The organism is Nocardioides lentus (assembly GCF_039529515.1).
Classification (GTDB): domain Bacteria; phylum Actinomycetota; class Actinomycetes; order Propionibacteriales; family Nocardioidaceae; genus Nocardioides; species Nocardioides lentus.
Window position 1 is genome coordinate 1 of record NZ_BAAAMY010000010.1, and the last position, 11,757, is coordinate 11,757.

An 11,757-nucleotide genomic window follows, 5' to 3' on the forward strand; every position below is an offset into this window, starting at 1 on the left:
AGAACCTGGACCTGGCGGCGGCGACGACGGCGCTGAACTCGGGGGCGAAGGTCGCGAACCTGCGTGCGGAGCTGGTGCTGCCGCAGGCGGCGGGCAACGACTTCCAGGGTCTGAGCAACACGATCACGTTCACCTTCGACGCCACCCAGCGCACCGCCGACTTCCGCTGATGCTCGGCTGACCCGGCCTGCCGGACGGGCGCCTCGCCTGGGGGGGAGGAGGCGCCCGTTCGGCCCCGGTCGTCGGTCCCCCCGTGGCCGACGACCACCACTCACCGCACCCGCACCACCCACCCGGAAGGAGCCCGCGATGTCGATCGCGATCACGCCCCGTCGGACGACGGAGATCGGCCGCCACCGCGGCGCCGCGCGCCGTCGTGCCGACGCCGCGCCGGCGCGGACCGCGCCGCGCGGGCTCTCCCGGGCCTCCGGGGCCGCCGGCGCCGCCCGTGTCGGCGTGCGCCTGGTCGGCTGGGTGGTGCTGGGCGCGGTGGTCGCGGTCTTCTGCTTCCTCGCCGTCGGCCCGCACGTGCTGGGCTACCGCACGGCGACGATGCTCACCGGCAGCATGGAGCCGATGATCGCCCCGGGCGACGTCGTCGTCTCCGTGCCCAAGCCGGTCGACGAGGTCGAGGTCGGCGACGTCATCAGCTACCACATCCCGGTCGAGGACCACCGCGTCGAGACCCACCGCGTGATCGGCGTGACCACCTCCGCCGACGGTCGCCCGGTCGTGCAGACCAAGGGCGACAACAACGACAACAAGGACCCCTGGACCGCCACTCTCGAGGGCGACGAGGTCTGGGAGACCGTGCACGTCGTGCCGCACCTCGGCTCCGCCATCCGAGCCCTGCGCGCCCCGGTCGTGCAGACCTACGTGCTGTGGGGCGCCGTCGCCGGGCTGCTGGTGATGGGCCTGGCCGGCATCTGGCGCCACGAGGACACCGACGAGGACACCGACGAGGGCACCGATCGGGACACCGACGACGACACCGACGACGCGGACCCGATCGACGGCCCCGTCGGCGCGGAGTCCTCTCGCGCGGCGGCCGGTACCCCTACGATCATGCCCAGCAGCGCCCGACCGGGTGCCGACCAGCACCGAGACGGAGGGCCCCGTGGCACCTGAGGACACCTCGGCCGGTTCCGCGGCGCTCGACGCCGCGGCGCTGGACCCGTCTGCCCTCGGCAAGCTCGCCTCCGACATGGAGGACGAGTCGTTCGCCCGTGCCTTCGCCCGTCGCTACCAGGCGCTGCTCGACCGTCGCGTCACCCGCATCGACGACGCCCTGACCGAGGCGGACCTCGACAAGGCGATGGACGCGCTGCTCAGCCTCAAGGTCTCCTCGACCACCGCCGGCACCCGCGAGCTCGCGGCCCTCGCGGGCGAGATCGAGACCGACGTCCGGCGCATGGACCTCGGCTCCGCCCGCCGTCGCGCGGACGCGCTCCGCACCGCGGCCCGTCGGGCCGACGCGGCGCTGAGCGACTACCTGAGCTCCTGAGCGACGACCGGTCGACGGTCGAGCCGCCGACGCGTCAGTCGGCGGCCGCCTCCATGCGGTAGCCGACGCCGCGGACCGTGCGGATGAACCGACGGTCACCGGCGCCCTGGCTGAGCTTGCGGCGCAGGTTGCCGACGTGCACCTCGACGAGGTGGGTGTCGGAGGCCCACTCGTTGCCCCACACCGAGCGCAGCAGCGCCTCGCGGCTCCACACCCTCGCCGGCGTGCGCATCAGCTCGGTGAGCAGGTCGAACTCGGTGCGCGTCAGCTCGAGCTCGGTGCCGTCGCGGTGCACCTGGCGGCCGTCGACGTCGACGACCAGCGCGCCGTGGCGCAGGACCTCGTGGTCCTCGCCCGGCATCGCCCGGGCCGGCTCCTCGGCGGGCTGCTCCGGCGTGGCCGGTCCGCGCCGGGGACGGCGGAACATCGCGTTGACGCGCGCCGCGAGCTCCCGCGAGCTGAAGGGCTTCGCCAGGAAGTCGTCGGCGCCGGTCTCGAGACCGATCAGCCGGTCCACCTCGTCGCCGCGCGCGGTGATCATCACGACGTAGGCGTCGGTGGTCGTGCGGACCCGTCGGCACACCTCGAGACCGTCCAGGCCGGGCAGGCCGAGGTCGAGGGTGATCAGGTCCGGGTCGAACTCCGGGACGGCGGCGACGGCGGACGGCCCGTCGTGGGCAGTGCGGACGTCGAAGCCCTGCTTGGCCAGCGTGAAGCTGATGAGCTCGCTGATGTCCTCGTCGTCCTCGACGACGAGCGCGCGTCGCTCAGCCAGGGTGGGGGGCGTCGTCATGGGTGAAGGATGCCAGACCTTGAGTCTTCCTTGAGCCCGAACGCGCCCGAGGCTTGTGGCGGAAGCCGGGACGGCTTGACCTGGGGCGGCCAGACTGGTGCCCACGGCCCGGGGAGGGACCGTGACGACGACGAGGACGAGGGGGGACCGGTGGCCGACCACGTGCGCCGCGCCGTCTCCGTCGTCGTCTGCGCCCTGGTGCTGCTCGTCGCCCCGCAGGTCGCCCACGCCGCGTTCTCCGGCCGGGCCGCCCCGGCCATGAGCGTCGGCACCGCCACCCTCACCGCGCCCGCCGACGTCAACGGCTCGGCGCAGTGCACCAGCGGCTTCCTGTCGAAGGGCGCGCGCTTCACCGTCAACGGCTTCACCGACGCCGGGCTCGAGGACACCCAGTACACCTACACGCTCTTCCGCGGCACCACCCAGGTCGACACCGAGACCACCGGGTCCCGCTCCGCGACGCTGGTCGCGCCGAACGTGTTCAACCTGGGCGCGACGCTCACCTTCCGCGTCGTCGTCGAGCCTCGCCTGTCGAACTGGACCGGCCCCACCTGGAGCCGCACCTTCACCTGCTGAGCGCCGTCCGCCGCTCCACGCACGCGCCCGGCAGGTCGTGCGAGGGTGCACAGTGGTCACATGACGAGCACGTCGCCCGAGCCGACCTACCGCACCACGACCGTCGGAGTCGACGGGGGAGAGCTCGCCGTCGGGCTCTGGGGACCGGACGACCCGGCCGCCCCGACCCTGCTCGCGATCCACGGGATCACCGCCAGCCACCGCAGCTGGCCGCTCGTCGCGGCGGCGCTGCCCGGCGTCCGCGTCGTGGCGCCGGACCTGCGCGGCCGGGGTCGTAGCGCGGACCTTCCCCCGCCGTACGGGATGGCCCGGCACGCGGAGGACGTCCGCCTCGCGCTCGAGGCGCTCACCGAGGGTCCGGTCGTGATGGCCGGCCACTCCATGGGCGGGTTCGTCGCCGTGCAGCTCGCGGCGCTCGTGCCCGACCGGGCCCGTGCGCTGCTGCTCGTCGACGGGGGACTGCCGCTGCCCGTGCCCGCCGCCGCCCCGGACGCCGCCACCTCGGACTCCGGGAGCGGCGCGGAGCCCGACGTGGCCGCCGCGCTCGGCCCGGCGGGCCGGCGGCTGACGATGACCTTCCCGGACCGGGCGGCGTACCGGGCGTTCTGGCGCGACCACCCCGCGTTCACCCACGACTGGAGCCCGGCGGTCGAGGCGTACGTCGACTACGACCTCGTCGGCACCGAGCCCGAGCTGCGGCCCAGCACTCGGGTGCAGGCGATGGCCGCCGACGGCGCCGAGCTGTTCGGCCACCCCGCCCACCTGGCGGCGCTGGACGCGGTCGCGGCGGCCGGGCTGCCGGTCACGTTCCTGCGGGCGCCCCGCGGGCTGATGGACGAGCCGGAGGGGCTCTATCCCCTCGACGCCGTCACCGCCGCCGCGACCCGGCTGCCCCGGCTCGCGCCGTACGACGTGGAGGACGTCAACCACTACACGATCACGATGGGCGCCGCCGGGGCGGCGACCGTCGCGGAGCAGGTCCGGGCGCTCCTCTCGTCGTGATGCCCGGGGTCGGGTCCGAGGTGCCGGGACGGCACGGACGGTGGCCTCCCGGGCGTCCGCCCGGCACCCTCGGGGCATGACCCCGCACGACCACGCCTGGACCGACGACCTGACCGGCCGGATCGACGAGCTGCTGGAGGAGTACCGCGCCCACCTCTCCGGTGCGCTCGACGACCTCACCGAGGAGGAGGCCCGGCGCCGCCTGGTCCCCTCGGCCACCACCCTGCTCGGGCTGCTCAAGCACGTGACCTACGTCGAGCGGGTCTGGTTCGACCAGGCCGTCACCGGCACGTCGCTGCGCGACCTCGGCGTCGCCTCGACGCCGACCCGCTCCTTCGCGCTGCGTCGTGACGACACGATCGCCTCGGTCCGCGAGGCCCACCGGCGGGCCTGCGAGGACGCGCGGCGCCACCTCGCCGACCTCGCCCCCGACGACGAGGTGAGGGGTCGGGGCCTGCGGGCGGTCTGGGCGCTGCGGCTGCAGGTGCTGCGCGAGCTGGCCCACCACAGCGGACACGCGGACATCCTGCGCGAGCAGGTGCTGGCCGCCCGGGAGTGAGGCCCGCCTACCCCTCGCCGTCGGAGCTGTCGCTGCTCTCGCCGGTACGACGGTCGCGGTCGCGGCCGCCGAGCGACTCCGGCACGACCTCGCCGTCGCCGATGACCTCGTCGACGACCATGATGATCACGTCGAGCGACTGCAGCAGCGCGCCGTAGACCGGCCAGAAGCGGCCCGGCAGCTCGACCCCGGACAGCTGGTCGGTCAGCTCGCCGACCCGGTTGCTCAGCTCGTCGAGCGAGGGGTCCCAGTCGGTCGCCCGGACGCCCGCCTCGTGGAGGAGGGCGAGCCAGGGCTCGCGGAAGCGGGGGTCCCACTCGGCGGACGTGGCCACGGCCTCGCCGACGATGCGGGCGATCGAGCGCGCGCGGGCCACGGCGTCCTCGAGCCGGACGAGCTCGACCTCGCCGGCCTCGACGTCGGCGACGCGGCGCGAGACCCGTCGCCGTGGGTTCCAGCGGTGGCTCTCGGCCGAGAAGCGGAGCAGCTCCTCGGCGCGGTCGAGGTCACGGTCGATCTCGCGGGTCTCCTGGACCCACGCCTCGGCCTGCTCCTCGCGGGCGGAGTGGGACATCTCGTCGGCCATCCGCAGCAGCAGCCGCCCGAGGCGGGTGGTGACCAGGTCGCGCTGGCGCTCCGCCAGCCCGTGGTCCAGCGGGGGCAGGATCAGTATGTTGACGACCAGGCCGACGCCGACGCCGAGCAGCGTGTCGGCGAAGCGGTGCATCAGGATCGTCTCGTTCTGCGCGTAGCCCGCGGTCAGCACGAAGAGCGCGGTCGTCGCGACGGTGACGCCCTCGGTCCGCAGGCCGCGGACGTTGCTGACCGCCAGCCCGACGAGCACCGACAGGGCCAGGGCGAGCGTGCCGTAGCCGATCACCTGCACCGCGGCGAAGGACAGCAGGATCCCGAGGAACGACGCCACGACGATCTGCGCGCCGCCCTTGACCGATCGGAAGACCGTGGCGTGCACCGTCAGCAGCGCGGCCCAGGGGGCGAGGAAGGGCTGCTGCAGCTGCAGCCAGGTGTCCGCCAAGGCCCAGGCGGCGGCCACCGCCACCGAGGCCTTGACGGCCTGCAGGATCGGGGTGCGCACCTCCGCCCGCGTCACCGTGCGGACCCCGCGCCACCGCCGGGCGCGCGCCAGGCGGTGCTCCATCTGTGTCATCTCGTCCTCCTCGACCGTCCCTGACAGTAGGGGAGCACGAGACGACCCTCACAGCCCGCCGAGCCGCGTCGGCCCCGCTGTCGGCCCCGCTGTCGGCCCCGCCCTCGGCTCAGCCCTCGAACGGGAACCGCTCCACCGGCTCCCAGGGCCCGCCGACGTAGCGCCACACGGCCAGGGCCGCGGCCGTCACGTCGTACGGCTCGAAGCCGGCGCGCAGCCGCTCGACGGTCGCCCGGGCGACCTCGGGGGTCACCTTGTTCTGCACGGTGACGTGGGGGCGCAGGCCCTGGCCGTCCTGCCGCGTGAGGCCGTCGGCCCACGCCCGCTGCAGGCGGCGGTGGATCGCGACGAGCTCCTCGGCCTCGAGCCGGTACGCCGCACCCCTGCCGAGCGCCATCACCTCGCGGACGCGCAGCCCGAAGGTGGGCCGCCGCGCCTCCTGCGCCACGTCGGCGAGCACCTGCCGCTCCCGCTCGCCGGGCACGGCGTGGAACAGCGTCAGGTGGGCGCCGACCGCCGTCCGACCGGCCGGGAACAGCTCGCGCCGCTCCGCGTCGAACCGCTGCTGGGTCTCCTCGTCGAGCTCGAGGGTCACGACGAGGGGGTCCATGGGGGAGGGGTACCCGCCGGCCCGTTGTTTCCGTCCAGCGGAACCGCGCCCTCGTCCCGGGCCGGGGACCGGAGCACCCTCGAGCCGTGACCACCACCACACGCACCCAGGTCGCCGTCGTCGGCGGCGGGCCGGCCGGGCTGCTGCTGTCCCACCTGCTGGCCCGCGCCGGCGTCGCGTCCGTCGTGGTCGAGCTCCGCAGCCGCCGCGAGATCGAGGAGACCCACCGGGCGGGGATCCTCGAGCAGGACTCCGTGGACCTCCTGGTCGACACGGGGGTCTCGGACCGGGTGCTGCGCGACGGCTACCGCCACGAGGGCATCGAGCTGGCCTTCGGCGGCGGCAGCCACCGGGTGGACTTCACCGGGCTCGTCGGGGCCGCGACGCAGCTCTACCCCCAGACCGACGTCTTCGTCGACCTCGCCGACGCCCGCGAGCGCGACGGCGGCGACGTCCGCTTCGGCGTGACCGACGTGGCCGTCGAGGGCCTGGGGACCGACGCCCCGCGCGTCCGGTTCACCGACGCCGCGGGCGAGGAGCACGAGCTCGTCGCCGACTTCGTCGTCGGCGCCGACGGCTCGCGCAGCCTGTGCCGCGCGCAGGTGCCGCAGGCGGCGCGTCGGCAGTACTTCCGCGAGTACCCCTTCGCCTGGTTCGGGATCCTCACCGAGGCGCCCCCGAGCGCCCCCGAGCTGATCTACAACCACTCGCCGCGGGGGTTCGCGCTGATCAGCTCGCGCACCGAGAGCCTGCAGCGCATGTACTTCCAGTGCGACCCGGGCGAGGACGTCGCCGACTGGTCCGACGACCGGATCTGGGAGGAGCTGACCTCCCGCGTCGGCGCCAACGGCTACACGCTGCGGCAGGGTCCGATCACGTCGCGGTCGGTGCTGCCGTTCCGCAGCTTCGTGCAGGAGCCGATGCACCACGGGCGGCTCGTGCTCGTCGGCGACGCCGCCCACACCGTGCCGCCCACCGGCGCGAAGGGCCTCAACCTCGCGCTGGCGGACGTCCGCGTGCTCGCCGAGGAGCTCGAGCGCGCGGTCGCGAAGGGTGACCCGGCGCCGCTCGAGACCTACAGCGAGCGCGCACTCGGGCGGGTCTGGAGGACCCAGCACTTCTCGTACTGGATGACCACGATGCTCCACACGCTCCCCGACGCCACCCCCTTCGACGTCCGCCGCCAGGAGGGCGAGCTCGCCCTCCTCGCCTCCTCCGTCGCCGGCTCGACCTACCTGGCCGAGGCCTACACCGGCTGGCCCGGCGCCCGCTGAGGCGTCCTGGCCTCAGCGGCTCCGCGCGCCGCCGCCGGGAGGCTGGCAGGACGGGCACCAGAACAGGCGCCGCGCGGCGAGCTGGTCGTCGACGACCTCGGCGCCGCACACGCGGCAGGTGAGCCCGGCGCGGCCGTAGACGTAGTGCGCGTCCTGCCGCCGGGCGCGGCCGGAGAAGCGCTCGCGGTGCTCGGGCTCGGTGGTCACGATCCGCCCGGACCGGACGCCGGCGGTCATCAGGCGCACCAGGTCGTCCCACGCCGTGCGCAGCGTCGTCGGGTCGGCGTCGCGGCCCGGCAGGTGCGGGTCGAGGCCGTGGCGGAAGAGGAGCTCGGCGCGGTAGACGTTGCCGATCCCCGCGACCACGGACTGGTCCATCAGCAGCGTGCCGAGGGGCGCCCGGCTGCGCCCGACGCGCTCGAGCCAGGGGGTCGGGTCGGTGCGGGGCCGCAGCGGGTCGGGGCCGAGCCGCGCCAGGAGCGCGTCGCGCTCGGTGGGCAGCAGCAGCTCGCAGGCCGTGGGTCCGCGCAGGTCCAGCCAGGGCGCCTCGTCGTCGCCCTCGGAGCCGTCGGTCTCGCCGACGAGCCGCAGCCGGAGCGCCCCGCGGGGCTCGTCGGGCTCGCCGTGACCCTCGCGGAACTTCCCGTACAACCCCAGGTGGACGTGCAGCACCAGCGGCTCGGCCTCGGGCTGGTCGCGGTAGTGGTGGAACAGGTGCTTGCCCCACGCCTCCGTCGCGACGAGCTCGGCGCCGTCGATCAGCGCCGCGCCCTCGGCGAAGCGCCCCTGCGGGCTCGACGCCCGCACCCGCCGTCCGCCCAGCAGGGAGCGGTGACGGCGCGCGTGACGGTGGATGCTGTGGCCTTCGGGCACCTCGCGATCATCCCGGTGCGTCCCAACCGGCCGGCCCGGGTCGTCCGGACGGCGTCCGCGACGCGGCGACCCGGAACACGGGCCACCCGATCTCGGTGCGCCACGCCGCGGGCTCGGCGGTGTCCCGCGGGCCGACCAGGTAGGTCTCGCGCACCGGCCCGGCGACGGCGAGCGCGTTGGCGACCACCCACGCCCCGAGCTCGCCGTACGTGACGTCGATGTCGTCGTGCGGCCCGGCGTGGACGGTCACGGCCAGCTCGACGGCCGGCAGGAGGACCGGGTGCACCCGCCCGCGCCGCGGCGGTCGCGTCGTCGGGCGGTGGACCAGCGCGTGCCCGCGGCCGACCTCGAACAGCGCGTTGTCGAACGCCCCGCCCGGCGGGCCGGCGGTCGGTCCGGTGTCGTGTCCGGTGTCGTGTCCGGCGTCCTGCCCCGAGCGGAGCGCCGCGTCCAGCTCGGCCATCGCCCCGGCGTACCAGGCCAGGAGGTCGTCGTGCGCGACCTCGCCCTCGACCGCGGCGACGGTCGTCGCCGGCACCGCGCGCAGCTCGACGGCCAGTGGCGGCGGCGTGGGCTCCAGCAGCCGACGCAGCGACGCCACGGCCGCGCGGGTGCGCGCCAGCTCGGCCTCCAGGTCGCGCAGGTGCGCGGCCACGAGCGCCGCCCGGTCGGTGGGGTCCGGGGAGGCCAGGATCCGTCGTACGGCCGGCAGCGGGACGTCGAGCTCGCGCAGCCGGTGGATCACCTGCGCGGTGGGGATCTGCTCGGGGGCGTAGGAGCGGTAGCCGGTCGCCTCGTCCACCGCGGCCGGCACGAGCAGCCCCGCGTCGTGGTAGCGCCGCAGGGTGCGGACGCTCAGGTGGGTCAGGGTGGAGAACTCACCGATCGCCAGCACCCGGGCAGTCTCCACCCTCTCCCCGGGGGAGGGTCCAGCGCTTGACCCTCCCGGGTGGGGACGCCCCAGCGTGGCGCCATGACCACCACACCGATCCAGGCCCACGAGCTCCCCACCACCGTCCGGGCCTACCTCGCGGCCCACGCCGCGGGGGAGACCGACGCCGCCACCCGAACCTTCGCGCCCGACGTCGTCGTCACCGACCAGGGGCACACCTACCGCGGCCGCGACGAGGTGCGCGACTTCCTGGCCGCGGCGGGCGGCGAGTACACGTACACCACCGAGCTGGTCGGCGCCGAGCGCGACGACGACGACCCGACCCGGTGGGTCGCCGTCCAGCGGCTGGAGGGCGACTTCCCGGGCGGCGTCGCCGACCTGCGCTACCGCTTCACCCTCGTCGACGACCTGGTCGCCGAGCTCCACATCGCGCCCTGAGCGGCGGCGTGGGCCCGGGGCGCCTCAGGGCAGGACGACGACCCCGTCCTCGTCGCTGACCAGCGTGCGGCCGGGGGTGAAGACGGCCTCGCCGAAGGTGACGACGACGTCGCGCTCCCCGGTCCCGTCCTTGCTCGACTTGCGGGGGTTGGTGCCGAGCGCCTTCACCCCGAGGTCGAGGCCGTCGATCAGCGCGGAGTCGCGGATGGCCCCGTGCACGACGATGCCCGCCCAGCCGTTCGAGACGGCCAGGTCGCCGATCACGTCGCCGACCAGGGCGGTGTGGAGCGATCCGCCGCCGTCGACGACGAGCACCTTGCCGTGGCCCGGCTCGCCGAGCACCGACTTGAGCAGCGCGTTGTCCTGGTGGCAGCGCACGGTGACGATCTCGCCGGTGAACCGGCGACGGCGACCGAAGCTGCGCAGCTGCGTGTCGCACGACTCCAGCGCCTCCCCGTGCTCGTCGACCAGGTCGGCGGTGGGCGTGACGTCGCTCATGGGGGCTCCTCGGCATGGGGGTCGGCGCGCAGGTGTCGCCGGGGCGGCGGGTCGACGCCGCTCCGGGAGGAGTCCACCACGCGCGGGCGTCGGCGGCCGACGGGTGCGTAGGCTCCGAGACGTGTACGCCGACCGCCGCCCCTGCTCCGTCTGCGGGGCCGAGGTGCGCCTCGAGGCCCGCCGGGACGCCCCTGGCGACCACCCCACCGACGGTCCGGTGGGCCCCGTCGACGGTGTCGTCGGCACGGCCGACGACGGGCCCGACCTGCGCGTGTGCACCGCCGACGCCGACCACGCCGCCTGACCGCGCCGCGGCGGGAGCTCCCGCCGCACGGTCCTCGCGGGTCTTGTCGACACCGGCCCCGGGGGTGACAATCGCCACACGTCGACCCCTGGAGCCCGCCATGACGGTGACCCGACAGTCCGCGGCCGAGTCCGCGACCCGCAGCAACGACGAGATGCGGGCCCTGGCCCTCGACGTCGTCGACACCGTCGTCGAGGTCCTCGGCTCGCCGGACGGGCAGCGGGTCACCCACCACAAGGGCGTGGTCATGTCCGGCACCTTCACCGCCACCCCGCGGGCGCGTGGGCTCAGCCGGGCGACCCACCTGCAGGGAGAGCCGGTGCCGGTGACGGTGCGCTACTCCAACGGCTTCCCCAGCACCGACGAGCGCGACTCCACCGAGGGCGACCCGCGCGGGATGGCGGTCAAGTTCTACCTGCCCGACGGGCGGCGTACCGACCTCGTCTGCCAGGACTGGCCCGTCTTCCCGGCCGGCACCCCCGAGGACTTCCGCGACCTGCTGCGCGCCCAGCACGAGGGCGAGGAGGCGACCGCACGGTTCCTCGCGGACCACCCCGACGTCGCCGCCGCCGGCGAGGTCGTCGCGACCGTGGGCGCCCCGCCCCGCAGCTGGGCCACGATGGTCTTCCACTCCCTCAACGCGTTCCGTCTGGTCGACGCCGAGGACCGGGGTCACTGGGTGCGCTGGACGCTGGTCCCCGACGCCGGTGAGCACAGCCTGCCGCCGGACGAGTGGGCCGACGCCGACCCCGACTACCTGATGGCGGGCATCGTCGACGAGCTGCCGATCACCTACCGCGTGATGGTCCAGCTCGCCGCGGACGGCGACCAGACCACGGACCCGAGCAAGGCCTGGCCCGCCGACCGCGAGTGGGTCGACATGGGCGGCATCGAGATCACCGACCTCGACCGGACCCGCGAGCGCGACGGCGACGTCCTCGTCCACGACCCGATGCGCCTCGTCGACGGCATCGAGCCCTCCGACGACCCCATCCTGCGGATCCGCTCCTTCGTGTACGCCGAGTCCGCCCGCCGCCGCAGCGGCGCCGCGTGCCCGATGCACCTGCGCTGACCCCTCCGGCGACGGCTCCGGGGGCACCACCGGGTCGGCCCGGGAGGGACGACGAGCAGCAGGTGCGCGGCCCCCCGGCGTACGCGGTGACGTGACCCCCGTCCGTCGCCCGGCCGCCGACCCCGACCCGCGACTGCGCCTCGCGCCGGGGCCGTCACGCGCGACCCACGCCGGGTGGTCACGCACGAGCGCCG

Annotated in this window: 15 protein-coding genes; 9 read left to right on the forward strand and 6 right to left on the reverse strand. The window is 75.2% G+C overall.

The genetic code is table 11. The features are described from left to right. Positions 1-309 precede the first annotated feature (309 nt). A complete protein-coding gene (locus tag ABD158_RS16630; protein WP_344008727.1) occupies positions 310-1,128 on the forward strand; it encodes a signal peptidase I in 819 nt (272 codons plus the stop codon). Further along, a complete protein-coding gene (locus ABD158_RS16635) occupies positions 1,118-1,504 on the forward strand; it encodes a hypothetical protein (RefSeq protein WP_344008728.1) in 387 nt (128 codons plus the stop codon). Before ABD158_RS16630 ends, ABD158_RS16635 begins: the two co-directional genes overlap by 11 nt. Before the next feature lie 34 nt (positions 1,505-1,538). On the opposite strand, the gene ABD158_RS16640 is transcribed toward ABD158_RS16635, so the two are convergent. Continuing rightward, on the reverse strand, positions 1,539-2,297 hold the full coding sequence (locus ABD158_RS16640; RefSeq protein WP_344008729.1) for a response regulator: 759 nt from the start codon (positions 2,295-2,297) through the stop codon (positions 1,539-1,541). Positions 2,298-2,447: 150 nt separating this feature from the next. On the opposite strand from ABD158_RS16640, the gene ABD158_RS16645 reads away from it, so the two are divergent. The 3 genes from ABD158_RS16645 to ABD158_RS16655 all read left to right on the forward strand — a co-directional run bounded on the left by ABD158_RS16645 (position 2,448) and on the right by ABD158_RS16655 (position 4,434). Next, the gene (locus ABD158_RS16645; protein WP_344008731.1) at positions 2,448-2,873 is read left to right on the forward strand and encodes a hypothetical protein; all 426 of its coding nucleotides are present in this window, start codon (positions 2,448-2,450) and stop codon (positions 2,871-2,873) included. A 60-nt stretch (positions 2,874-2,933) separates the two neighbouring features. Continuing rightward, positions 2,934-3,875, forward strand: a complete 942-nt coding sequence (locus ABD158_RS16650) for an alpha/beta fold hydrolase (RefSeq protein ID WP_344008732.1) — start codon at positions 2,934-2,936, stop codon at positions 3,873-3,875. 76 nt (positions 3,876-3,951) lie between these two features. Further along, a complete protein-coding gene (locus ABD158_RS16655; RefSeq protein ID WP_344008733.1) occupies positions 3,952-4,434 on the forward strand; it encodes a DinB family protein in 483 nt (160 codons plus the stop codon). Between the two features lie 7 nt (positions 4,435-4,441). Here ABD158_RS16655 and ABD158_RS16660 read toward each other — a convergent pair whose 3' ends face one another. Next, positions 4,442-5,602, reverse strand: a complete 1,161-nt coding sequence (locus ABD158_RS16660) for an FUSC family protein (RefSeq protein ID WP_344008734.1) — start codon at positions 5,600-5,602, stop codon at positions 4,442-4,444. Between the two features lie 109 nt (positions 5,603-5,711). Next, positions 5,712-6,212, reverse strand: coding sequence for a 2'-5' RNA ligase family protein (locus ABD158_RS16665; protein WP_344008735.1), 501 nt, complete (start codon positions 6,210-6,212; stop codon positions 5,712-5,714). Positions 6,213-6,298: 86 nt separating this feature from the next. On the opposite strand from ABD158_RS16665, the gene ABD158_RS16670 reads away from it, so the two are divergent. After that, positions 6,299-7,486, forward strand: coding sequence for a 4-hydroxybenzoate 3-monooxygenase (locus ABD158_RS16670; protein WP_344008736.1), 1,188 nt, complete (start codon positions 6,299-6,301; stop codon positions 7,484-7,486). 12 nt (positions 7,487-7,498) lie between these two features. Here the strand turns inward: ABD158_RS16670 and ABD158_RS16675 are convergent, their stop codons facing one another. Both ABD158_RS16675 and ABD158_RS16680 read right to left on the reverse strand, forming a co-directional pair. Further along, the gene (locus ABD158_RS16675; protein WP_344008737.1) at positions 7,499-8,359 is read right to left on the reverse strand and encodes an Fpg/Nei family DNA glycosylase; all 861 of its coding nucleotides are present in this window, start codon (positions 8,357-8,359) and stop codon (positions 7,499-7,501) included. A gap of 7 nt (positions 8,360-8,366) precedes the next feature. Next, on the reverse strand, positions 8,367-9,254 hold the full coding sequence (locus ABD158_RS16680) for a MerR family transcriptional regulator (protein ID WP_344008738.1): 888 nt from the start codon (positions 9,252-9,254) through the stop codon (positions 8,367-8,369). Between the two features lie 78 nt (positions 9,255-9,332). Between ABD158_RS16680 and ABD158_RS16685 the strand changes: the two genes are divergently transcribed. Further along, complete coding sequence (locus ABD158_RS16685) at positions 9,333-9,689, forward strand: nuclear transport factor 2 family protein (RefSeq protein WP_344008740.1); 357 nt, start codon at positions 9,333-9,335, stop codon at positions 9,687-9,689. A gap of 24 nt (positions 9,690-9,713) precedes the next feature. On the opposite strand, the gene rraA is transcribed toward ABD158_RS16685, so the two are convergent. Continuing rightward, positions 9,714-10,187: a ribonuclease E activity regulator RraA gene (gene rraA, locus ABD158_RS16690; RefSeq protein WP_344008741.1), complete on the reverse strand. Its 474-nt coding sequence runs from the start codon at positions 10,185-10,187 to the stop codon at positions 9,714-9,716. A 121-nt stretch (positions 10,188-10,308) separates the two neighbouring features. Between rraA and ABD158_RS16695 the strand changes: the two genes are divergently transcribed. Further along, positions 10,309-10,491 carry a hypothetical protein gene (locus ABD158_RS16695; protein ID WP_344008743.1) on the forward strand — a complete coding sequence of 61 codons (183 nt, stop codon included), beginning with the start codon at positions 10,309-10,311 and terminating at the stop codon, positions 10,489-10,491. A gap of 100 nt (positions 10,492-10,591) precedes the next feature. Continuing rightward, entirely contained in the window at positions 10,592-11,563 is a 972-nt protein-coding gene (locus ABD158_RS16700; protein WP_344008744.1) for a catalase, read from the forward strand. Positions 11,564-11,757 lie beyond the last annotated feature (194 nt).